This window comes from Brevundimonas sp. FV1ps31S (assembly GCF_058681265.1).
Genome location: NZ_CM178735.1, coordinates 972,742 through 996,158, shown reverse-complemented (window position 1 = coordinate 996,158; position 23,417 = coordinate 972,742). Strand labels below are relative to the sequence as shown.

17 protein-coding genes are annotated in these 23,417 nt (G+C 65.1%); 6 read left to right on the top strand and 11 right to left on the bottom strand.

Annotation, left to right across the window (positions count from 1 at the left end; translation table 11 throughout):
- Positions 1-82: 82 nt before the first annotated feature.
- Together ACVPT3_RS04595 and ACVPT3_RS04590 are read right to left on the bottom strand one after the other, a co-directional pair.
- Positions 83-496 (bottom strand): DUF2177 family protein, encoded by a 414-nt coding sequence (locus ACVPT3_RS04595; RefSeq protein WP_492043017.1) that lies wholly within the window; start codon positions 494-496, stop codon positions 83-85.
- A 34-nt stretch (positions 497-530) separates the two neighbouring features.
- Complete coding sequence (locus ACVPT3_RS04590; protein WP_492043016.1) at positions 531-1,556, bottom strand: SAM-dependent methyltransferase; 1,026 nt, start codon at positions 1,554-1,556, stop codon at positions 531-533.
- A gap of 186 nt (positions 1,557-1,742) precedes the next feature.
- Here ACVPT3_RS04590 and ACVPT3_RS04585 point away from each other — a divergent pair, with 186 nt between their 5' ends.
- From ACVPT3_RS04585 to ACVPT3_RS04575, 3 genes are all read left to right on the top strand, one after another.
- On the top strand, positions 1,743-2,447 hold the full coding sequence (locus tag ACVPT3_RS04585) for a CoA transferase subunit A (protein WP_492043015.1): 705 nt from the start codon (positions 1,743-1,745) through the stop codon (positions 2,445-2,447).
- On the top strand, positions 2,447-3,103 hold the full coding sequence (locus ACVPT3_RS04580) for a 3-oxoacid CoA-transferase subunit B (RefSeq protein WP_492043014.1): 657 nt from the start codon (positions 2,447-2,449) through the stop codon (positions 3,101-3,103). The genes ACVPT3_RS04585 and ACVPT3_RS04580 overlap by 1 nt, the downstream gene beginning before the upstream one ends.
- A 161-nt stretch (positions 3,104-3,264) precedes the next feature.
- A complete protein-coding gene (locus tag ACVPT3_RS04575; protein ID WP_492043013.1) occupies positions 3,265-4,218 on the top strand; it encodes an SRPBCC family protein in 954 nt (317 codons plus the stop codon).
- 3 nt (positions 4,219-4,221) lie between these two features.
- Here the strand turns inward: ACVPT3_RS04575 and ACVPT3_RS04570 are convergent, their stop codons facing one another.
- The 6 genes from ACVPT3_RS04570 to ACVPT3_RS04545 form a co-directional block, all read right to left on the bottom strand.
- Positions 4,222-4,872 (bottom strand): ABC-type transport auxiliary lipoprotein family protein, encoded by a 651-nt coding sequence (locus tag ACVPT3_RS04570; RefSeq protein ID WP_492043012.1) that lies wholly within the window; start codon positions 4,870-4,872, stop codon positions 4,222-4,224.
- Entirely contained in the window at positions 4,869-5,807 is a 939-nt protein-coding gene (locus ACVPT3_RS04565; protein WP_492043011.1) for an MlaD family protein, read from the bottom strand. Before ACVPT3_RS04565 ends, ACVPT3_RS04570 begins: the two co-directional genes overlap by 4 nt.
- Before the next feature lie 12 nt (positions 5,808-5,819).
- Positions 5,820-6,623, bottom strand: coding sequence for an ABC transporter ATP-binding protein (locus ACVPT3_RS04560; RefSeq protein ID WP_492043010.1), 804 nt, complete (start codon positions 6,621-6,623; stop codon positions 5,820-5,822).
- Positions 6,620-7,738, bottom strand: coding sequence for an MlaE family ABC transporter permease (locus tag ACVPT3_RS04555; RefSeq protein ID WP_492043009.1), 1,119 nt, complete (start codon positions 7,736-7,738; stop codon positions 6,620-6,622). Before ACVPT3_RS04555 ends, ACVPT3_RS04560 begins: the two co-directional genes overlap by 4 nt.
- 227 nt (positions 7,739-7,965) lie before the next feature.
- Positions 7,966-9,552 (bottom strand): UdgX family uracil-DNA binding protein, encoded by a 1,587-nt coding sequence (locus ACVPT3_RS04550; protein WP_492043008.1) that lies wholly within the window; start codon positions 9,550-9,552, stop codon positions 7,966-7,968.
- Positions 9,552-10,790 carry a putative DNA modification/repair radical SAM protein gene (locus tag ACVPT3_RS04545; RefSeq protein WP_492043007.1) on the bottom strand — a complete coding sequence of 413 codons (1,239 nt, stop codon included), beginning with the start codon at positions 10,788-10,790 and terminating at the stop codon, positions 9,552-9,554. The genes ACVPT3_RS04550 and ACVPT3_RS04545 overlap by 1 nt, the downstream gene beginning before the upstream one ends.
- 261 nt (positions 10,791-11,051) lie before the next feature.
- Between ACVPT3_RS04545 and ACVPT3_RS04540 the strand changes: the two genes are divergently transcribed.
- Positions 11,052-12,302 carry an MFS transporter gene (locus ACVPT3_RS04540; protein ID WP_492043006.1) on the top strand — a complete coding sequence of 417 codons (1,251 nt, stop codon included), beginning with the start codon at positions 11,052-11,054 and terminating at the stop codon, positions 12,300-12,302.
- On the opposite strand, the gene ACVPT3_RS04535 is transcribed toward ACVPT3_RS04540, so the two are convergent.
- Positions 12,278-13,033, bottom strand: coding sequence for a DeoR/GlpR family DNA-binding transcription regulator (locus tag ACVPT3_RS04535; protein WP_492043005.1), 756 nt, complete (start codon positions 13,031-13,033; stop codon positions 12,278-12,280). The genes ACVPT3_RS04540 and ACVPT3_RS04535 overlap by 25 nt on opposite strands.
- A gap of 174 nt (positions 13,034-13,207) precedes the next feature.
- The gene (locus tag ACVPT3_RS04530) at positions 13,208-16,144 is read right to left on the bottom strand and encodes a TonB-dependent receptor (RefSeq protein ID WP_492043004.1); all 2,937 of its coding nucleotides are present in this window, start codon (positions 16,142-16,144) and stop codon (positions 13,208-13,210) included.
- 485 nt (positions 16,145-16,629) lie between these two features.
- Between ACVPT3_RS04530 and ACVPT3_RS04525 the strand changes: the two genes are divergently transcribed.
- The gene (locus ACVPT3_RS04525; RefSeq protein ID WP_492043003.1) at positions 16,630-18,597 is read left to right on the top strand and encodes a calcineurin-like phosphoesterase C-terminal domain-containing protein; all 1,968 of its coding nucleotides are present in this window, start codon (positions 16,630-16,632) and stop codon (positions 18,595-18,597) included.
- A 133-nt stretch (positions 18,598-18,730) separates the two neighbouring features.
- Entirely contained in the window at positions 18,731-20,119 is a 1,389-nt protein-coding gene (locus ACVPT3_RS04520) for a glycoside hydrolase family 47 protein (protein WP_492043002.1), read from the top strand.
- On the opposite strand, the gene ACVPT3_RS04515 is transcribed toward ACVPT3_RS04520, so the two are convergent.
- Entirely contained in the window at positions 20,116-22,431 is a 2,316-nt protein-coding gene (locus ACVPT3_RS04515) for a GH92 family glycosyl hydrolase (protein WP_492043001.1), read from the bottom strand. The two genes, ACVPT3_RS04520 and ACVPT3_RS04515, sit on opposite strands and share 4 nt — an antisense overlap.
- Positions 22,432-23,417: the final 986 nt, after the last annotated feature.

Here is a 23,417-nt window from a genome sequence, read left to right as displayed (position 1 = left end):
CCGTCGAAACAGGGTTAGCTATAGCTTAACGACCCCGGCCTGCGCCATGCCGGTCCCGCGTCAGGCGAAACACAGAACAGCTTCAGCCGAAACGACCCTCGGCCCAGCGGGCTGCGAAATAGCCGCCGGTCGCCGAGATCGTGGTCAGGACCGTGCCCCAGATCAGATCGACGACGGTCAACTTGGTCTGCCAAATCTCCAGCGTCGCCTGATTGGTCAGGTCATAGGTGGCGTAGGCGACGAAGCCCAGCGCCGCCCCATTGATCGCCGCCCGCGTCCAGCTTCCATCCTTCAGGGCCGGGGCGATGGCCAGGAAGACCGTCCCGGCGATGGAGATCAGATAGAAGAGAACCGCCGCCCTCATGTCCGGCTTGTCCGCCAGGATCGGCCCCAGCACGGGCTTGTAGAACCGGTTGGTCATGGTGGTCAGCCAGACGGCGTCGATCACCGCGAAGGTGATCCCGGCTCCCAGATAGGCGAAGACATATTTGATCACGACGGCCTCCTCAGGCGGGTTTGCGGGCGAGTTTTCAGGCGGGCTTCAGGCGACAATGGCTGACCATCCAGGTGCAGCCCCAGTCGTTGCCGAACAGGCCGGCGGTCGCCAGGTAGAAGCGCCGCCAGCGCCGGGTCCACAGCCTGGCGTCGTCGCCATAGGTCTCGCGCATCAGCACGGCGATCCGCGCGGCGTTGCGGTCCATATTGGCCAGCCAGTGATTGGCGGTGCGGGCGTAATGTCCACCGTTCCAGGTCCATTCCTGCTCGACCGCGAACAGGTCGGGGAACTGCCGGATCAGCCCGTGGCTGGGCATGATCCCGCCGGTGAAGAAATGCTGGGCGATGAAGTCGCCACCGTCGGTGTGGTCGAACCGATACGGGGCGTCGCGGTGGGTGAAGACATGGATGAACATCCGCCCCTGCGGCTTCAGCCAGGACTTCGCCTTGGTCAGCAGGGCGCGCCAATTGGCCATATGCTCGAACATCTCGACCGAGACGATCCGGTCGAACCTCTGGTCGGTGTCGAACAGGTTCATGTCCTGGGTCACGACCGTCAGATTGGTCAGCCCCCGCGCCCTCGCCTCGCCTTCGATATGTTTGCGCTGGCCGTGACTGTTCGACACCGCCGTGATCCGCGCGCGGGGATAGGTCTCGGCCATCCACAGCGACAGCGAACCCCAGCCGCAGCCCATTTCCAGAATGGCTTGACCGTCCGCCAGATCGGCATGGACGCAGGTCTCCAGCAGGGCCGCCACCTCGGCCTGATCCAGCGTCTCCGTCCCCGTCGGATACAGGCAGCACGAATATTTCAGCCGCTCGCCCAGGCACAGGCGGAAGAACTCGGGCGGCAGTTCGTAATGCTGACGGTTCGCCGCATCCGCATGTTCAGCGATGACCCGTTCGGCCATCTCGCGTGCAAAGGCCGCCTCATCATGCGGCCCGTCACGATCCAGGCGCTTGCGCGCCTCCGTCACCAGACTGTCGATCGCCGGCCGGGTCACGAAATCGGGAAAGGGCGTGTCCTGCAACTGGCGGATGGCGACATTGGTCAGGCTCATGGGGCGTCCGTGGTCAGGCTTGTGCTTCACATTACGCCGGGCCGGCTTTGACGGATGCGAGGGGTCTGAACGATGGACGCCGGAAAATGCAGCGCCTCCCCCGCCTCCCGACTTGCCCCCCGCCCCCCTCCGCGTTACGCGTGGTCAAACGCGCCGATATTCATCAGGCAGTGAAAAGGGAGAGCGATGGGTAAGATCTACGCTGACGTCACATCCGCGCTGGAGGGTCTGACCTTCGACGGCATGACGATCATGTCCGGCGGCTTCGGCCTGTGCGGCATCCCCGAAAACCTGATCGCCGCCCTGCGCGACAGCGGCGTCAAGGGCCTGACGGTCATCTCCAACAACGCCGGCGTTGACGGCTTCGGCCTGGGCCAGTTGCTCGGCACCCGCCAGATCGCCAAGATGATCTCGTCCTACGTAGGCGAGAACAAGGAGTTCGAGCGCCAGTATCTGGCCGGCGAGCTGGAGCTGGAGTTCAACCCCCAGGGCACCCTGGCCGAGCGCATCCGCGCGGGCGGCGCCGGCATTCCCGCCTTCTTCACCGCCACCGGCGTCGGCACCCTCGTCGCCGAAGGCAAGGAGGTCCGCAACTTCAACGGCCGCGACTACGTCATGGAGACCGGCCTGATCGCCGACCTGTCCATCGTCAAGGCCTGGAAGGCCGATGAGCGCGGCAATCTGGTTTTCCGCAAGACCGCCCGCAACTTCAACCCGATGATGGCCACCGCCGGCAAGGTCACGGTCGTCGAGGTCGAGGAGATCGTCCCCGTCGGCTCGCTTGATCCCGACCACATCCACACGCCCGGCGTCTACGTCGATCGCCTGGTCCAGACCGTGTCCGAGAAGCGCATCGAACAGCGCACCGTCCGCAGCCGGGAGACCGCATAATGGCTCGTACTCGCGAACAACTGGCTGAACGCGCCGCTCAAGAGCTGCAGGACGGCTTCTACGTCAACCTCGGCATCGGCATCCCGACCCTGGTCGCCAACTACATCCCCGCCGGCATGACCGTGACCCTCCAGTCCGAGAACGGCATGCTCGGCATGGGCCCCTTCCCGTATGAGGATCAGGTCGACGCCGACCTGATCAACGCCGGGAAACAGACGATCACCGAGATCCCGGAAAGCAGCTACTTCTCCAGCGCCGACAGCTTCGCCATGATCCGCGGCGGCCATATCAACCTGTCGATACTGGGCGCGATGGAAGTGGCCCAGAACGGCGACATCGCCAACTGGATGATCCCCGGCAAGCTGGTGAAGGGGATGGGCGGCGCCATGGACCTGGTCGCCGGCGTCAAACGCGTGGTCGTGGTCATGGAACACGCCAACAAGCACGGCCAGTCCAAGGTGTTGAAATCCTGCACCCTTCCCCTGACCGGCACGGGCGTGGTCAGCCGCATCATCACCGACCTGGCCACTTTCGACGTCAAGCCGAACGGCGCAGGCCTTGAACTGATCGAACTCGCCGACGGCGTCACCCTGGACGAGGTCGCCACCAAGACGGAGGCCGCCTACACGGTGTCGCAGGGACTGAAGGCGACCTGATCTTCGACCGTTCCAGGGTCGATTAATCGAACCTTGTTGGGCGACCCCACGCCCGCTAGTGTCGATTCGTCTCAAGGGTCTGTGCCCCTCGGGATGCGACCCCGGGCGCCCGCCCCCGGTTCCCGACGCCCCAAACGGCGCGAACAGGCGACCTCCGTCACATGGCGACTTCGCTCCAGGCGCGGCCCGCAGACTCCGACGGCCCCGCCCTGCCGGACGCGCTCGACCTCAGCGCCCGTCTGATCGCGCGCCAGCCGGGCGACCGCCGTTTCGGCGCTCCGCTCCACGCCTGGTACCCCGTGCGCGCCGCACGGATCCGAACCGCCTCGCGGGCCCGGCTTCATGGCGAGTGGATCGACCTGCCCGCGACCATCGCGCCGGACGCCGTCCAGACGACCGCCTGTGGCGGGTGGCGACTGATCAACCGTTTGGGACTGATCTGGGCCTGCCCCGCCGGCTCCATCGCCCCGCCGGACCTTCCTCCGACGCCCGAGGCGCCCCTAGCCCTGATCGCCTATTCCAAGGCCCCCGCGCGCGCCGATTACGACCAGGCGGTCCTGGGCCTGCTGGACCCGGCCCATGTGCCGATGATCCATAACGCCTGGTGGTGGCGCAGCCAGGCGCGACGCACCAAGACCAAGAGCTACAGCCCCTCGCCCTTCGGCTTCACCGCTGTCGCGGCCGACGCCTTCGCCTCCACCCCCGCCTATGATCTGGTGTCCGAAGACCGCAAGGTCAGCATCGAGTTCCGCCTGCCGTCGATCCGGCTCGAGCGCGTCACGGCGCGCGGGTTCGAGTTGATCAATCTGACCACCGTCACGCCTCAGGCGGAGGGCGACGTCGTGATCCGCAACCTGATCCTCTGCTCGGTCGCCGCCCTGCGGTTCGGCAGCCCGCTGCTGTCGGCCTGGGGCCGGACCTTCCTGCGTCAGGACGTGGCCATACTGGAACGGCTGGAAGGCCGCAGTCCGCACCTGCCGCTGGTCTTCGCCGGCGACCCGGATCGCCCGTCCGCCTTCTACTTCGCCTCAAAGGCCGCCCTGCTCCGCGCCCAGCGCGACGACGCCCCCTACAGGAACCCGGTCGAAGCCGAGTCCCTCCAATGGGTCACCTGAGCCTCACTTCGCCGACTGAATTGTCCAGTCGGCGATCTGGGTGTTGATGTCCCGCGTCGCCGTGTCGAAGGCGGCGACGATGGCCGACACCCGGTTCTCGCTGGCCGGCTGGGTGACCGTGAACACCCGCTCCACGGACCGCGCCTGTTCAGGGCGAATGGCCGCCTCTCCGCCCGCGCGGCGCTCAGGCGTCGACCGCAGCTGCGCGCGGGCGGTGATCACTACATCGGGCGTCGCCCCCGGCGCGGCGTAGCGCGCCTCGAACGTCGTCACAGACACCTGGAGCACCAGCGGCGGCGTGCCGGGCTCGCGCCGGCCCAGGACGCGGATTTGGTCCGCCCGATTGGCGAAGGCCGCCTTCAGGCTGTCGTCGAACAGGGTCGAGGCCGGCGATACCCAGCGCGCGCCGCCGATATAGGCCGTCTCGATCCCGGTGACGCCCAGGATCCGGTCGTCGCCGGTCGCCTCCGGGAACTCGATCCGGCGGATCGACACCGACAGCGGCGCGGGCGTGTCGCCCTCGGCTGAGGGCGCGTCCAGCGGCAGGCCGAACCGGTAGTTCTGCACCGGATCCGGCGTGGACAGCAGCGAACAGCCGCTCAGCGACACGATGACGCCGGCGACGGCGCCCAGTTGAACCAGGGAACGGATCACGGCTGCACCTCCAGCTCTTTCGATTGCGGTTTCGCGATGAAATCCCGCGGACTGGTGCGGACGTCATCGATCAGGAGCTGCAGCGAACGGGTCGCCTCCTGAAGTTCCTCTATGGTTCCGCTAAGTTGCGGCAGGCTGGACGTCGCGAAGTCGCCCAACGGTCGTTCCAGGCCCGTAATGGACCGGTTGGCCGAAGCGATGGCCGTGCGGGCCTCCGCCGTCGCCTGGTTGATGTTGGCGATGGCTTCGCGACCGTCGGTGTTGACGACAACGCGCAGGTCCGCCGCCAGTCCCTGGTATTCCAGGATGGTGGCGTTGGCGTTCTTCACCGCTGCTTCCAGCTCGGCAAAGATGGCCTTGCGGGCCTCCAGCTCGGTCGTCAGGGCCTCGACGTTCTTCACGCTGGTCGAGAAGCTGCGGATATTGTCGTCGGACATGACCCGGTTGATCCGGTTCAGCGCGTCCACCGTCTGGGCCAGCACCGTGCCCGACCCGCTCAGCAGTTCGGCGATCGGCGACGGCTGGCTTTGCAGCACCGGCACCACATTGTCCGGATACTGGTCCTTCAAAAGGGCGCTGTTGGGCGAACCGGCGGTGATCTGGATATAGTTCAGGCCCGTGATGCCCTGCGGCTCCAGCTGGGCGCGCGAGGTCACGCGGACGGGCGTCGTGCCGTCCACCCGCACCCGGGCGATGACCTGGTCGCCGCGCTGGGTGTCGATGTTCAGATCCGTCACCTCGCCCACGCGGATGCCGTTGAAATGCACCTCGCCGCCTTCCGACAGCCCGTTTACCGGCCCGTAGAAGACGATGTCGTACAGGTCATAGTCGCTGTTGAACTGTAACCGGGCCAGCCAGATCGTGAACACCGCCAGAGCCGCCAGCAGGGCGACGGTGGCGATGCCGACGGCGGCGTAATGTGCATCTCTTTCCATACCTGGCTCTCCTCAAGCCGCCTTGGTGGCCGCGCGACCGCGCGGCCCCAGGAAGTATTCTTTGATCCACGGATGATCGGAGCGTTCCAGCTCCTGCACCGTGGCTTTTTCGACGACCCGCTTGTCCGCCAGCACCGCCACCTTGTCACAGATGGCGTACAGGCTATCGAGGTCGTGTGTGATCATGAAGACGGACAGGCCCAGATCGTCCGACAACTGTCGGATCAGTTCGTCGAACGCGGCCGCCCCGATGGGGTCCAGCCCCGCCGTCGGTTCGTCCAGAAACACCAGTTCGGGATCGAGCGCCAAAGCCCGCGCCAGACCGGCCCGTTTCTTCATCCCGCCCGACAGTTCGGCGGGCTTCAGGTGATGGTGCTCGGGCTTCAAGCCCACCATGGCGATCTTCAGCTCCGCCAGTTCGTACATGACCGACTTCGGCAGCTTGGTGTGCTCCACCAGCGGCGAGGCCACATTCTCGAGCACGGTCAACGATGAGAACAGCGCCCCCTGCTGAAACAGGATGCCCGTCCTTTGTTCAATGTCCGCGGCCTCGTCTCCGGCCAGGGTGGCGCGGTCATAGCCCAGCACCTTGACCGACCCGCCTTCAGGCTCCTTCAGGCCGATGATAGTGTTCAGCAGCACGGTCTTGCCCGCGCCCGATCCACCGACCACGCCCATGACCTCGCCCCGTTTCAGGTCGATATCCAGGTTCTCATGGATGGTCCGGTCGCCGAACTGGCTCAGCAGGCTGCGCACCTCGATCAGGTTCTCGACCTTGTCTTCCGGCGCGGCGGCCGACATCGTCGCGTCGGTCATATGTCCAGCTCCAGGAAGATCAGGGCGAAGACCGCGTCCAGCAGGATGATGGCGAAGATCGCCTGCACCACCGCCGCGGTCACCCGCCGCCCCAGGCTTTCCACATCACCCGCCACCGACATCCCCTGACGGCAGCCGATGGCCGCGATCACCAGAGCGAAGACCGGCGCCTTCACCAGCCCCACCATCATGTGCTGCGCCATGGTTCCATCCTCGACCAGCCGCTGGAAGAAGAAGGCCGGCCCCAGGTTCAGCGAGGTCCAGCAGACGATCAGCCCGCCCATCAGTCCTCCGATCATGCCCATGAAGGTCAGCAGCGGCAGCATCAGCACCAGGGCGGCCAGACGCGGCACGACCAGGGCCTGGAACGGATTGACGCCCATCACCTGCATGGCGTCGACCTCCTGGTTCATCCGCATCGAGCCGATCTCGGCCGCGAAGGCCGATGACGAACGTCCGGCAAGCAGAACGGAGGCAATCACCACCGCGAACTCGCGGAACATGGCCACGCCGATCAGCTGCACCGCAAACACCTGGGCGCCGAAATCCGTCAGCAGATCCACCCCGATGAAGGCCACCACCGCGCCGATGAAGAAGTTCGTCACCATAACGATCGGGATGGCGTCCAGACCGGCTCGTTCGGCCTGGCTGACCCAGGCGGGCCAGCGGATGCCGCCAGGGTGTTTGGCCGCCTCGACCACCGCCGCCATCAGGCGTCCCAGGAAGGCCAGGGACAGCATCGCCTCAGCCCCGAAATCATAAACCCCGCGCCCGATCTTGGAGAAGGTGCGGGTAAAGGCGTCCGGCCGTTGCGGCGGGGGCGAGCTCTTGCGCTCGAGCGTTTCGATCATGGTGTAGATGCGGCCGGCCTCGGGCCGATCCGTCCACGCGGACTGGGGCACGCCGCAATGCGACGCCTGCACCAGGGCCAGAGCGCCGGCCGTGTCGAACCGGCCCAGGTCACGGGTGTCCACGCTCGCGATCTTGCGGCCGTCCAGATCCTTGTCCAGTCGCTGAGGCAGCCGCCCCAGCGCGGTCGTCGTCCAGTCGCCGACAAGGCGCAGCTTCGCCGCGCCGTCGCCCGCATCCGTGATTTCGTAATCGGTCTGGCTCATCGCGCCCCGGAAGTCAGAACGGGCCTCGGACGATCCCAACCCACGCAAGGAACTGCCGAAATCCTGTCCCGCCTAATGGTCAAGCCCCCGCCCACAGTCAACGTGCGATGACATAGGCGCTGCGCTTTCCTTTCGCACTGTGTCGAAGCTGCGCGCCCCATCTGATCTCCCTAACCGCCACGCTGGCGACCCATGCAAACGCCGCCGCCCCGTATTCGTTCGGATCTTCAGCTTATAAGACGCCGGGTCGCGATCAGATCATCAACAAATCCACGACGCGCCTCGGCCTTCGCCGCCGCATCAGGCAGCCGCAGCAGATAGGACGGGTGAACCGTCAGCATCCCGACCGCACCACCATCCAGCGCCAGGGGGCGCCCTCTTTCCTTCGTCACCGCCGGCCTGCGTCCCAGGATCGCCAGGCCCGCCGTCGCCCCCAGGGCCAGCACCACTTTCGGCTGGACCAACCGACGCTCGGCGTCCAGCCACCAACGACAGGCCTGGACCTCGCCGGCGTTCGGCGTCTTGTGCAGCCGCCGCTTGCCGCGCGGCTCATGCTTGAAATGCTTCACGGCGTTGGTGACATAGACGTCCGACCGGTCAATCCCGGCCTCTTCCAGTGCGGCGTCCAGCACCTGGCCCGCCGGTCCGACGAAAGGTCGGCCCGCCAGATCCTCTTGGTCGCCCGGCTGTTCCCCCACGATCATCAGCCGCGCCGTTTTCGGGCCCTGGCCGCACACGCCCTGGGTCGCGTCGCGATAAAGCGGACAGCGCCGACAGGCCTGAACCCCCCGCTCGACTTCAGCCAGGCTGTCGGCAACCGCCTCGGCGTCCGGCCGCGCCGCGTGCAGGTCGCGCGCGACGGCGTGGGCGAAACGGGCGTTGGGTTCGGGGGCGGGCGTGGCGACCATGACATCGGTCCGAACCGACGACGCCGCCACCAGTTCCGGGATCAACGCCGCCTCCGGCAGGTTCTTCCAATAGCCCTTGGCCATCTCGCCCTGCATCGTCTTCACCTTCAACCGCGCGGGGTTGAAGGTCGAGGCGTAGTAGGTCTTCCAGAACTCCTCGATCTCGTCCTCGGCCGGCGCCATGTCGCGTGTGGCCGGCGGCCCGAAGCTCAACCGCTCCGAATCCCAATGGGCCGCTCCGTCCGGCGTCAGGATCGACCACCGCATCGTCGTGAACCGTCGCTGGAAGAAGGGCGCGGTCTTCTCCAGCACCCGGTGCGGCGGTTCGAACCAGGCGACCCAGGCTTCGCCCTGCGCATCCTCGACCTGCCGAAACCGGACGAAAGCCTTCATCTTGTGCGAGGCCCGACTGACGTTCTTGGCCCGCTCCATCGCCTCGGCCACGTCCCGGTCCGAGATCACCTTCATCAGATCCGGCTCATCCCTAAGCCGCCACAGCAGCCGATACAGCAGGTCGAACCGATCGGCGGACCGGTGCAGGATCACCTCGCGCGCCAGATCGACGAAGGCGGCGGGAACCGAGAACTCAGACTTTGCCCGCTCACTGTTCCCCAAATCCGTCATCCTCGGGCTTGTCCCGAGGATCCATACTCCCGGTGTTTCCAGCGTGCCCCCCGTCTTCATCACGGCGTATGGATCCTCGCCACAAGGGCGAGGATGACGAAGTGTGGAGGGCGGGTGAGAAAAAGTAGCCGGATCCTCGAACAAACAGCCCTCCTCGGACGCAGCCGCCCCCGCCACCACGAACCGCGCCGCGCCCGGCTCAACCCCGGCCCGCCGCATCTCGCGCGCGGCCACTCTCCACCCGTCGAAATCCGTCTCCGACGCCAGCACCGTCGTCCGCATCAGAACAGGCTCAACTGTTCGGGCGTCCGCGTCGCCACCCGCGCCTTCAGGTCCGCCGCATCGGTCAGGCCGCCCGGCGTCCAGTCCAGCGCCGTGATCCACGGCCTCAGCTTCTCCACAGACCGCGTCAGCCGCCCGACGTCTTCCAGCCTCAGCGTTCGGTACCGGCGCACCGATATGATCCGGTCCACTGCCTTCACCCCCAGCCCCGGCACCCGCAACAGCATCTCGCGCGACGCCCGATTCACATCGACGGGAAACAGGGCACGCTTGTTCAGCGCCCAAGCCAGCTTCGGATCGACCGCCAGGTCCAGCATACCCTCGGCCGTCCCTTCCCCGATCTCGGGTGCGGAAAAGCCATAGAAGCGCATCAACCAGTCGGCCTGATACAGCCGGTGCTCGCGCATCAGCGGCGGCTTGGACAGCGGCAGGACCGAGCTGGAATCCGGGATCGGGCTGAAGGCCGAATAATAGACCCGCCTCAACCCATAGCCGCCGTACAGGGAGGCGCTTCGGTCCAGGATCTCGGTGTCCGGCGCCCCGTCCGCCCCAACGATCAACTGCGTGCTCTGTCCGCCCGGCGCGAATTTGGGCGGCTTGATCTTGTCGCGCTTGCCGGGCTTGGCCGCCTCGACACCCAGCCGCACCTGGCTCATCGCCCTCTTGATGACCCCGACGTCCTTCTGCGGCGCCAGCCGCGCCAGGGCCTCGTCGCGCGGCAGTTCGATATTGGCCGACAGCCGATCCGCATACAGGCCCGCCATTTCCACCAGCTTCGGATCGGCCTCGGGGATCAGCTTCAGATGGATATAGCCGCGGAAATCGTGGACCTCCCTCAGCGTCTTGGCCACCAGGACCAGCTGTTCCATCGTATAGTCGCTGGTGCGGATCACGCCCGACGACAGGAACAGCCCCTCGATATAGTTCCGCCGATAGAAGTTCAGCGTCAGGTCCACCACCTCGTCCACATCGAACCGCGCCCGCTCCACGTTCGACGACGTCCGGTTGATGCAATAGGCGCAGTCGTAGATGCAGAAATTGGTCAGCAATATCTTCAGCAGACTGACGCACCGCCCGTCCGGCGTATAGGCGTGGCAGATTCCCATACCCTCGGTCGAACCGATCCCCTTGCCCCCGACCGAGTCCCGCTTCGACGTCCCCGAGGACGAACATGAGGCGTCGTATTTCGCCGCATCCGCCAGGATCGACAGTTTTTTCCTAAGGTCGAGACGCGCCATATGTTCATGATACGTTCCGATTAGGCCTGGGGTCCAGCGGAGCAGTAAGTTTTGCACCTCTGTCGGAAATGGCGGCGCGTCGCGGCCGCAGCAGACGTCATCACCCTGTCACCATAGTAGGGGCATGGGCTGTGTCGATGCGAAGCAGGGGGCGCAGCAATGAGGCTGCCGAGGAATCTGGTTGGGCTGCTCAATCCACACTTCGCAGGATTGGCACTGACGGAATTCTGGGAGCGTTTCGCCCTGTCAGGCGTGAAGTCGATGCTCACGCTCCTGCTGATCAACCAGGTCATGCCTGCATCCGCTTCCGTCTTGGGCATGGCGTGGCTGCAAGGCCTGCTGGGCTCCATCACCAGCAGGGATGGCGCTGGGGTGGCCCTGGCCTCCTATATCTACGGCGTCGCCAATGCGCTCGTTTATCTTTTCATCCCTCTGGGCGGCTTTGTCGGCGACCTCTTGATCGGGCGTCGGGCGGCTGTGTTGGCCGGCGGCGCAAGTATGGCGGCTGGACTTCTGCTGATGGCGTCCCTGCACGGCTTTCTCCCGGGCCTGCTGTTATTCGCGTCCGGGGCGGGCCTGTTGAAGAGCAATCTGTCGGCCCAGTTCGGCGGTCTCTTCGGTGAGGAAGCCAAACGCAGGCGCGCCTATTCATACTACCTCGTTTTTCTAAACGCGGGGGTGGTCTTCGGACCTCTGGCCATGGGCGCTGTCGCCCTGGCGTTCGGGTGGCGTCATGCGCTGGTTCTGGCGGCGGTCAGCGTCGTCGCGGGCGTCGTGACCTATAGGCTCCTGGTGAAAGCGACTGCCGGAGAGGCGCCGGCGCCCCGCTCGGAACACCCTGCAGGGGACAAAAGGGCGTCAGGGCTTCGGGCCGTTTCGGGCCTCTGGCTCGTACTGCTGGCCGGCTACCTCTGCTTCGCCGCCTATGGCCAGATCGGCAACATCGTTCTCGTCTGGGCTCAGGACAACGTCGATCTGGATTTCGGCTTCGGCGCCGTTCCAGTCGGATGGCTGCTGGCCCTCGATGGTCTGTTCACGATCCTGGTCATTTTCATCGTGCAGGCGGTGTCCGGGTTCTTGGGGCGCCGCGGCGTGGTTATAGGCCCCCATGTGCAGATCGTGCTGGGCTGTCTGGCCTGCGCTGCCGGATATCTCGTCCTGATCTTGGCGGACCGGGTTGGCGGGTCCTCGGTTTCGTTGGCCTGGCTCCTGGCCTATCTGCTGTTGGTCGACCTGGCCGTCGTTCTCGTCTGGCCGTCGGGCCTCAGTCTCGCCACCGGTCTTGCGCCGAAAGGCCGGGCGGGCGGATGGGGCGGGCTGTTTTACCTGTACGGCTTCTTCGCCAGCCTTTGGGTCGGTTTTGCCGGCGGCTATTTTCAATCGCTGGACATGGCGTCCTTCTGGCTGATCCATGCGGGGGTCGCGCTGCTTGGCGCCGCTCTGGCGCTTGTCGCGGCCCTGCTGGCCAGCCCCCTCTCGTCCAGGGATCAGGCGATGACGACCTCGGCATGAGCGAAGGCTTGGGCGAAGACCTTGTCCAGGGGCTTTTCCGTAATCAGAATGTCGACGTCGTCCAGGCCGGCGGTGTGCATCAGCGCATGACGTCCGAATTTCGACGAGTCCGCTCCCAACAGGACCTTCTGGGACGTCGCATAGGCGATCCGGCTCATTGTGGCTTCGCCCGGGTGGAAATCCATCAGTCCGCGATCGGCGCTGATGGCGCCCACCGACAGGATGGCGAGATGCGGCGTAAAGCCGGAGACGTAGCTCTGGGCGTTTGAGTCCGAAAAGGCGCGGTATTCATAGTCCATCTCGCCGGCGGCGAGGAACAGACGGTTGTCGTTGATCCCTCCCAGTTCGGTCGCCACCTGAAGGGAGTTGGTGATCACCGTCAGCGAACGACGCTCAACCAGCTGACGCGCGATATAGCAGGAGGTCGTTCCTGAATCGATGAACAGGATGTCGCCGTCGCAAACGAACTCGACCGCCGCGCGGGCTATGCGCATCTTGGCGTCGGCGTTTTCCTCCATCCTCTCATGGAGGGGGCCTTCGCGCGTCTGTGATGCGAGACGGGCGGCGCCGTGCTCACGCGTGACGACCCCCTGTTCCTCCAGCACGCGCAGTTCACGACGGATGGTCTCGTCGGAGACGTTGAGTTCCTGGGCCAGCCCGATCACCGACCAGGTCGTTCCGCCCCGCAGCATCGCCACGATGTCGCGTTGGCGGGCCGATCGTTTCAGCATGATGTCCTTTTCCCTCGGCCGACGGGTCGCTCCGGCCCCGTGACGCCATAGCGACCGCTGGACCAACACCCGACGCCTGATCGGTCTAGCCTAAGCCGGGCCGTGTTTGAAATCGGTTGATCGCGCGAGGTTCGGGGACGGCGCGGCGCTGGCCGCACCGTCCCCGATCGCGGATCAGAAGCCGACGCGGAACTGCAGCCGGACGTATCGCGGCGTCTGATAGGCTTCCGGCTGTCGGTAGTTCGAGTTCGGCTGATCATTGCTGAGCTGACCGGCTTCGTTATAGGCCGTGACCGCCTTGTTGTTGAACAGGTTGAAGACGTCCAGACGCACAGAGGCGTCGAGCCCCTTCATCGGCACGCGCACCACGGCGCTGGCGTCGAACTGGTAGACCCAGTCGCCCTTGAAGGCCGTGCCGCGTGGGACCAGTTCGCCGTTACAGTAGTAGCTGTAGCCATGATAGCCGTGGGCGTAGGGATCGACTTCGGTCGGCACGGTGCCGATGCAGCTATAGCTACGCTCCGACTGGACCGTCATGTTGGCGCCGAGATCCAGGAAATCGAGCGGACGGTAGCTGCCGTAGGCCTTGAAGGTGTGACGCCGGTCGTTGGGCAGATAGCCGTAGGCGCCGTTCTGGAAGCCGGGCGAGTCGAAGTCGGAAACCCGGTTGACGGCCAGCTGGCCGTTCTCGGACCGGACGCCGCCCTCATAATTCCCCTTGTCCATCGCCCAGGTATAGGTGCTGGACACGCCCCACACGCCGTCGAACTCCCGATCGAAGGTCAGGGTCACGGCGTTGTATTTGCGGATCGGCTTTTCATAGAGCAGGTCCGCCGCCTTCAGAGTCACGGTCGGGGTCGATCCATCGGGCAAGGGGTTGATCTTGGTGGTGACGTCGCGTCCCGGATTGGCGATCACCCAGTTGCTGCCGCCCGGATAGGCGGCGGCGCAGGCGGCTTCAGAAAAGCCCTGGGTGACGCAGTAGGCGCGGGCGCCGAAGTCGACCGTGAGGTCTTCGATCACATCGTCCAGCTTGCGATGCGTGAAATAGGCTCCGGCGCGAATACGGTTCGAGAAGCGGTGCTCCATCCCGAGAATGAACTCACGTGACGACTGCGGGCTAAGATTGTGGGCGATGGCGCCGGAAGGATCGGCGGGCGATCCGTCGGCCTGGACTTCGCAGTTGGCGGTTCCCGTGTCGGGACAGGCCGAAAAGCCGCTTGCGCCCAGAATGGGCGCGCCCGCCAGAGGGGTGTTCTTCGTTGAATCAAGCCCGTTGAGCAGGTTGTAGCGCGTATAGGTAATCCGCCCGCCCATCACGTTCAGATTGATATCGCCGGCGAGAGGCAGGAAATATTCGCCGTAATAGCCATAGACCTTGGTGAGTCCGTCGCCGCGGAGGTCGTAGGAGGCGCCCAGTCGAGGCGCCCATTGGTCGCCCGATTCATAATAGGACTCGCCGTTCACGCCCTGGTTCGAGAACCGGTCGTTGCGGACCCCGAGTTGAAGCTTCAGCCGGTCATCGAGAAGCGCCCAGTCGTCCTGGATATAGAAGGCGTCGTTCTTGACTGTGCTGACGCCGTTGTTGCTGTAAACCCGGGTCGTGTAATATTCGGTGCCTGGGGCGATCCCCAGACGCGCGGCGTCGCTCGCCCCCGCCTTCCATATTTTGTAGAACCCCTCCCCCATCGTCTGGTGGATCTGTTCCGACGTATCGGTTTCATGATCATAGCCGAAGCGGACATGGTGGGTGCCGGCCAGTTCGAAGTTCAGATCGACGTCGCCGCGGAAGAATTCGCGATCATCGTCCGTGTAGCCAAAGGCGTCGGTGACCTTGTTAAGGCCGATGTCCACGCCGGCGTCCGAGGAGCGATAATCGATCACCCGTTCATTGGTGATATCGAGCGGCAAGGTGCCGTCCCGCAACTTGTTCACCCCATAGGCGGCGGACACGGTGAGCCAGGGCGTCAGGGCGCCGGTGTAGCGCGCGACATAGTTCTCGCCGCCGCCCCGTCCGTTCACGCCGCCCGTCTCGGCGCCCGCCGCACCCGTGGCGCGATCATATTCAAGATCGCGGGTGCGGGTCTCGTTGGTGGTGTCGAAATAGGTGAACTCGACATGGTGGTCGTCGGTTATGTAGCCGTCGAGCTTCACGCCCCAGAACGGGCTGCTGTTTTCGACACGCGTGGCGTTGTCCTGGTTCGCATCCGGCGTGAAGGACTCGAACTTGCGGTCGGTATAGAGGCCATAGATGAACAGACGGTCGCGAATGATCGGGCCGCTGGCCTGGAACGTGGTCTCGCGACGCGACTGCTCCACCCCCTCGTAGTCGCGTTTGTAGGTTGCCGGCGAAGTCGACCGCAAACCGTCCGGCTCCCAGGTATTCAGGACGCTGGCGTGAAACTCGTTGGAGCCTGATTTGGTCACGGTGTTGACCACGCCGCCGGTCGCCCGACCGAACTCCGCCGACATGCCGCCGGTCTTCACCTCGACGGACTGGTAGAAGTCATACGGCACCTCTACAGGGGCCAGACCCATGCGGAAGTTGGTGATGTTCAGGCCGTTCACATAATAGGCGTTTTCAATGAACGAAGCGCCGCTGATCGCGACCTGGTCGGCGAAACCTGCGTTCGAACCGGAGGAGCCGCGCACCGTGCCCGGCGCCATCAGGATGACGTCCTGCAGCGACCGGGCGATCGGCACGCGCTGGTCGATTTCGCCCAGATTGATAATGGCCCCGGTGGTGGCGTCCTCGAAAGCCACAACCCTTTTGCGCGAGCCCAGGACGACGATCTCACCGACCGTTTCGGCCGAAGCCTTGGACGACACGAGCGTGAACGTGTTCGCCGCGCCCGCTCCACGGACCAGGGAGACGCCGGTTTCCCGATACGGAGCGTAACCTTCGGCCGTGATGGTGAAATCATAGGATCCCGGCGCCAACTGCGGAATCGCATAAGCGCCGCTTTCCGTGGCGACCGCGGACCGCGTCACGCCGCGATCGCTGGAGGTGACGCTCACCGTCGCGCCCGGGATCGGTCGACCCGCTGGATCCGTCACCCGCCCTGTCGCGGCGACATTGGTATAGTCCTGGGCCTGCACGGCCGGAGCCATGATAGCCATGACGGGAAACACGGTCCCCAGCATAAGCGCGGCGCGCAGAGCGGAGGCATGACGGGCAGTTCGTCGCATGCGATTCATCGGTAGTCCCCAGATTGAATGACTTCTCTGGACGGCGTCGACGCGGACATTTGGCGACCGCTCCCCTAGCCCCTCCAGGACGCATCGGGTGATACCGGGGCAATGTTGGAGTTTTGTGACTTATGGTCATTTTTTCAAAACAAACCCAACACAATCGCCAAAAGCCTCACCAGGCCATCAAGCTCACAGGAAAGCGCCGCAGCCGTCACAAAACCGCAAGGAACCGCTGAAATACTGCGATCCACAGGTTGCCGGTCGACGGGCACGTGTTCGTCGCCACCTCACGAGCGTGACCAGATCTGTTTATTTTATGTTGGTTTAATGCCCGAAGCGCCGGCGGCGCGCGGGTGGAAACGGAAGAGGCCATGGGTTTCCCGATCAGGAATTGGAGCGGCTTGTTGAGCTGCGCCGTGATCGTTGTCGGCGCGAGCCAGGCTTCAGCGGCGGAGACCGACCCGTATTTCGCGACGATCGAGATCGTCAGGGGGCAGGCTCCGTCGCCGGATCATGTCGTCGGCGTGGTGTTCAATGATCTTGATCGCGACGGACGCCTGGACGGCGCCGAAGACGGGATTGCGGGCGTGAAAGTCTCGAACGGGCGCGATGTGGCGATCACCGGGGCGGACGGCCGGTATCAGCTCCCGGCCCGCGCCGACATGAGCGTCTTCGTCATCCAGCCCCGCGGGTGGCGTACGCCGACGGACAGGAATTTCGTCCCCCAGTTCGCCTATGAACACAAACCGGCCGGTTCGCCCAAGCCGTTGCGCTACGGCGGCCTGGCGCCGACCGGGCCGCTGCCCGCAGCCGTCAACTTCCCGCTGGCCCCCAGTGCGACGGGAGACGATTTCGTCTGCGCCATCATCGGCGACATTCAGGCCACGACCAATCAGGAGGTCGGCTATGCGCGCGACACCCTCGTGCGCGAACTGAAAGACCGACCGGACCGTCCCGCCTGTCTGTTCATGCTGGGCGATGTCGTCGGCGACGACCTGGGCCTGATCCCGCGCCTTGCCGACGTGCTGGGCGATGCGGGCGTTCCCCAATGGTGGGTGCAGGGCAACCACGACTACGATTCCGACGCCGACCGGGACGCCGACAGTTCGGACACCTGGCGCCGCGATTATGGACCGACCACCTACGCCTTTGAAATCGGGCAGGTCCTGTTCATCGGGCTCGACAATGTCGTCTATCCCTGCGGTCGGGTCGACTACGAGCGGTTTGGACGCGACTTCTGCGGCGAAGACCCGCGCAAGACCTATAACGGGCGATTCACCGACGACCAGATGAGGTTCATCGACAATCTGGTGAAGGCGACCGATCCGGACAAGCTGATCGTGATCGGGCACCATATCCCGCTTGTCGGCTTCGACAACCGCGAGCAATGGCAGCATCAGACCGACAATGCGGCCGAACTGTATCAGATGCTGAAAGGCCGCAAGGTTCTGGACCTGTCAGGGCACAGTCATACGCTGGAGAACCTTGCGCCAGGCGACTCCTTCGAGGGCTGGAAACTGTCCGTCGGCGTGGACGCGATTCCCTTCCGTCACGTGGTCGCCGGCGCGGTCGCCGGCGATTGGTGGGGCGGCGATTTCGACATCGGCGGAACGCCCATGAGCCTGCAGGGCGATGGATCGCCGCGCGGCTATATCGATATGCGCATCAGCGGCGGCGACTACACCCTCGACTATCTCGCCTCGGGTCAGCCGACCGAAAAGGCGATGTGGCTGTCCATGAGCACGCCGGCCTTCCGCGACTGGGCGCGGGTGCTGCTGGCTTGGCGCGACTCCCCGGAACACAAGCGCGGCGATGCGCCGCCACTAAGCATTCAGGACTTGCCCGATGTGCGATTGCTGACGCCGCAGGAGATCGAGGCGGGCGTCTGGCTCACCGCCAATATCTGGATGGGCGACAGCGACACCGATGCGACGGTGTCGATCGACGGCGGCGCGCCTCAACGGATGGAACGCACCCAACAGGCCCGGGGAGAACCGGCCCATACGGGTCCCGACTACGCCGATCCCTTCGCCCTGCAACGCCAACTGACCGTCGCCAGAACAGCCATCGAAAGCGCTTCAGGCGAACCGCTGAACCAGGGCTATATCCAGGGTCGCCAGGGCTCCGCCGCCCCTGCCCCGCCGCGCCCGCAAGGCTCGGCCGCCGATCATGGTTCGCACCTGTGGCGCTTCCCCATCCCCACGGGCTTGGCCGAAGGAACCCATTCCGCACAGGTTCAGGCTGTCCGTCCGCAGGGATCTCCAGCCACTGAGACCCTGGTTTTCGAAGTTCGCTCCCAGCGGCCTCAACCGACGTTCCGCTTTGACGCCTGGAACGCCTTTGAAGACGGCCTGCGCGTGCCGGAAGACTGACGGACCGGATCAGGCTCCATGGCGCCGCTGCAGAGGCCCCGACACCTTCCGCTCGGATCAGGCGTGGCGCGGGGCTTTCAACGGGCCGCTTCGTGATAAGACACGGGGCGACATTCAACCGAGAACCCACGTCATGCGCCTGTCTTCCCTGACCCGCCGATCCGCCGTCGCCCTGATCGGGGGAACGCTGGCGAGCGGCGCCGGTCGGCGAACGGACGCCGCGCCGCTGGACTGGAACGCCCTGGCCCAGGACGTCCGGACCGAGTTTCAATGGGCCTGGCGCGCCTATGTCGCCCGGGCCTGGGGGCGCGACGAGATCAATCCGGTCTCGGGCACGGCGCAGAGCTTCTTTATCGACGGCCACGACCTGGGCCTGTCCCTGATCGAGGCCCTGGACACCCTTTGGCTGATGGAACTGGACGCCGAGTTCCAGGCCGGGGTCGACTGGGTCAAGACAAGCCTCGACTTCGATATCGACGGCGACATCCAGGTCTTCGAGGCCAATATACGGCTGGTCGGGGGACTGCTGTCGGCGCATCTGGCCTGTGGCGATCCGGTGCTTTTGGTCAAGGCGCGGGATTTGGCGGATCGCCTGTTGAAAGCCTTCGACGCCTCGCCGCACGGTCTGCCCTATCGCTATGTGAACCTGCGGACCGGCGCCGTGCGCGACCCCGAGACCAATCTGGCCGAGATCGGCACCTATATCGCCGAATTCGGGGTGCTGAGCCGTCTGACCGGCGATCCGAAATATCATGCGGCGGCGCGGCGCGCGATGCTGCACGCCCTGAACATGCGGTCGGACATCGGCCTGATGGCCGCCAACATCCACGCGGAAACGGGCCGGTTCATCAGCCGCAACGCCTCGATCGACGTCTATGCCGACAGTTTCTACGAATACCTCTGGGACGCCTGGGACCTGTTCGACGACACGGAACTGAAGGGTGCGGCGCAGGACTGTCTGAAGGCCATGATCGACCATCAGGGCAAGCGTTACGACGGTCTGCTGTGGTTCCCCATGGTCGACTACGAGACCGGCGCCGTGACGAACACGTCCCAGACCGTGCTGGGCGCCTATCTCGCCGGCCTGCTGGGCCAGGCCGGGTTCAAGGTCGAAGGCGACGACTTCCTGAAGACCTATGAGACGATGCAGGCCCGCTACGGCATTGTGCCGGAGTCGATCGAGGTCACCACCGGGCGGCCCCGCACCCTGCGCACCGGGCTGCGACCTGAGGTGGCCGACGCCTGTCTGAACCTCTGGCTGGGCGACCGCAACGACCGCTACCGCGTGATCGCCGCGGACCACTATCGCCAGATGAAGGCCAGTTCCAAGGCCGCCTTTGGGTACACGGCGCTGACCGACATCTCGACCCGGCCAATGACCCAGGGCGACAACTGCCCCGGCTACTGGTGGTCGGAGCAGATGAAATACTATTGGTTGATGTTCGCCGAGCCGAAGCGGATCGACCTCGGCCGACTGGTGCTGTCGACCGAGGCCAATGTGCTGCGCGGGTTCGTGCGCTAGCGGCCGTCCGACATCGAATAGGGTCGCACCGCCGGATCAGCGCCCCAGGTCCGGTTGGGCTCGGCGCCCATGACGAAATGCAGTTCGCCGCCGGCCGTGATCTCGTCGTGGCCGATCCAGGTCCGGTCCAGCGGCCGGCCGTTCAGGGTCACCGACTGGATGTAGCGATTGGCGTCCGCCAGCCCGGCCGTCGAGATCACGAACCTGCGCCCGTTCGGCAGGTTCAGGGTCGTGCGCTCGGTGAACGGGCGGCCGATCACATACTGGCCCGAGCCCGGCGTGACCGGATAGAAGCTCATGGCCGTGAACATCAGCCAGGCCGACATCTGACCGACGTCGTCATTGCCCGCCAGGCCGGCGGGTCCCGAATGGTACTGGCTTTCGACGATCTGCTTCAGCCGTTCCTGGGTGCGCCAGGGCTGGCCGGCGTAGACATAGGCGTAGGCCGAGTGGTGGCTGGGCTCGTTGCCGTGGATGTACTGTCCGATCAGCCCGGCGATGTCCTCGGCATGAGAATAGTCCAGGCCGGTATTGTCGTAGTCGAACATGGCGTCCAGCCTGGCCACTGTGGCGTCATCCCCGCCCATGACGTCGACCAGGGCGGCCATGTCCTGGGGCACGAACCAGGAATACTGCCAGGCGTTGCCCTCGGTGTAGTCGGAGCCGTAGTTGATCGCGACCGGATCGAAGGGTTCGCGGAAGGCGCCGTCGCTGAGGCGGGCGCGGACGAAGCGGGTTTCCTGATCCCAGGTGTTCTTCCAGAAGCCTGCCCGACGGTCGAACTCGGCCGCGATGTCGGTACGGCCCAGCCGCTGCGCCATGCGGGCTATGGTCCAGTCGTCATAGGCGTATTCGACGGTCTTGGACGCCGCCTCCGGCTCCCGGTCGATCGGGACGTAACCCAGGTCCATATAGTCGCCGAGCCCGCCGTACGGGCGATAGGTCGCCGAGGCGATCATGGCGTCCAGAGCCTTCTGCCCGTCGATGCCGGGAACGCCCTTCAGATAGGCGTCCGCGATCACCGGCACGGCGTGATAACCGATCATGGTCCAGGTCTCCTGCCCCTGGACCGACCAGACCGGCAGTATGCCGTAGGGGCTGACCTCGCGGGCCGCGATCAGCGAATTGACGATGTCGGCGTTGCGCGCCGCCGGCTGCACCAGGGTGAGCAGCGGGTGTTCCGCCCGGAAAGTGTCCCACAGGCTGAAGGTCGAATAGGTCACGGCGTCGCGCTGATGCACCTGATTGTCGGGCCCGCGCCAGCGGCCGTCGATGTCCGAGGCGACCGAGGGCGCGATCAGGGCGTGGTACAGGGCGGTATAGAGGCCCTTGCGCATCCCGGGTGCCGCCTCGATGTCCACGACCGACAGGGCCTCGGTCCACTGCGCCCGCGTCTCGGACCGCTGGGCGTCGAAGTCGAACCCGGGTTCGGAGGCCAGATTGGCGATCGCCCCGGCTTCGTCGACCGACGAGACCGCGACCCGCACCATCAGGGGTTCGTCCAGCGCGCCGAAGCTGAAGGCCGCCTCCAGCGCCCGTCCCTGCACCTGGGCCCGGTCGTCCAGCCCGCGGCCCGGTTGCCGAAAGCCCTTGTAGACGATGTCGGTCTCGCGGTTCTGCAGCGCATGGCCGACGATCGGTCGGGAGAAGGCCATGGCGAAATACTGCTGACGTCCGGGGGCCCAGCCGCGCGTCTCGCGCATCCCGGTGACGACGCCGTCGGGGCGGACGCGAATGCGCGACCACAGGACCTTGCCCGGATAGTCGTAGATCGAAGGCCGCAGATCCAGCAGGATCCGCGCCTCCTGGCCCGCCGGGAACATATAGCGGTGCAGACCCGTGCGCAGGCCGGCGGTCAGTTCGGCCCGCACGCCGCTGTCGGCCAGGGTCACGGCGTAATAGCCCGGGTCAGCCGTCTCTGACGCCTTGTCGTAGCGGGATCGATAGCCGGAGCCTGGCTGGGCCGGATCGCCCGGGTCCCATTGGATTTCACCCGCCAGGGGCGTGATCAGCACGTCGCCAAGGTCGGAATGGCCGGTGCCCGAAAAATGGGTGTGCGAGAAGCCCAAGATCGTCGGGTCGTCGTAGCGGTAACCGGCGGCCCAGTCATAGGACTGGCGGAAAGGGCGATAATCGGTGTCGGGGCTCAGTTGCACCATGCCGAACGGCGCGACCGCCCCCGGAAAAGTATGGCCCTTGCCCGCCGTGCCGATGAAGACGTCGACAGCATCAACGGGCGAGGCCGGGCCCTGCGCCAACGCCGGCCCCGTCAGCAACGCGGCCATCGCCAGCGCCAGACTCCACTTCGCCATCCCAACCTCCAAAGTCCCTCGTGATCGATAGCGCGACAGGGGCCCACGAGATAGTCGGAGAAGGCGTGACCTGATCCGGAGAATTTCTCTCTGCGAGCGACAGGCCGGCCATCAAGTTCCTGAGCGACGGTGCGCCGGGGAAGACGCCGGGATCGATAGCGGTCTTTGACCAGAGACTTCGAGCCTCCGCAGACGCTCTCCTTGTCCATGAACATCTTGATCATGGCAGCGAGGTTGTCGGCTTTACCGGGCAGCATTCAAGATGCTGCAGGACGCTAGCGGCTACAAGCGGGCGTGACCCTCGCCAGGCCGTGACTCGTTGCTTCAGTGGCGCGATCGGCGGCGGTTATGTCGTAGGTGACCGCCAGTCTGTTTTGGTGGGCCGATACCGTTTTCTCAGCGCCCTAATGCGGCTGCTGAGCCCGGCCGCCCCTGTTCGCCAGTCGCGGCGCCGGCTATGGGGTCTGACAAGTTGCAATCGTGCAGCCTCAGCCATGAGGCTGGAGGGCGGCAAGCGGATACTGCCATCGGTCCTGTCGATCTCCACCCGCGCATGGCCGAGACCTATCGCAAGAAGCGTACGCGTCTGACGCAGGCGCTGAACCATCCGGCCGAACGCGACGAGGCCGCCACGGCTCTTCGCGGTTTGATCGATAGTTGGTGCTCACGCCGGGCGCCGAGCGAGGCGAGATGCACGCGACGCTGTATGGCGAGTTCGGCGTGATCCTGGATTGGCTGGACGAGCGTTCCAAGACCCTAAACGACAACACCCCCGGCGCTTACGCGACGGGGGTGTCGTTATCGTTGGGTGCGGGAGTAGGATTTGAACCTACGACCTTCAGGTTATGAGGACGATTTTTAGCGTTTTCCTTTAATACCCTGAAGCATCCAAATGTACGACAGAACCATACACCACTTAGGTTACTGTTGATCTCCGCGAGCTTCTCAATCATCTTTTCTGCGATGTATTTCGCCCAGCTTTCCAG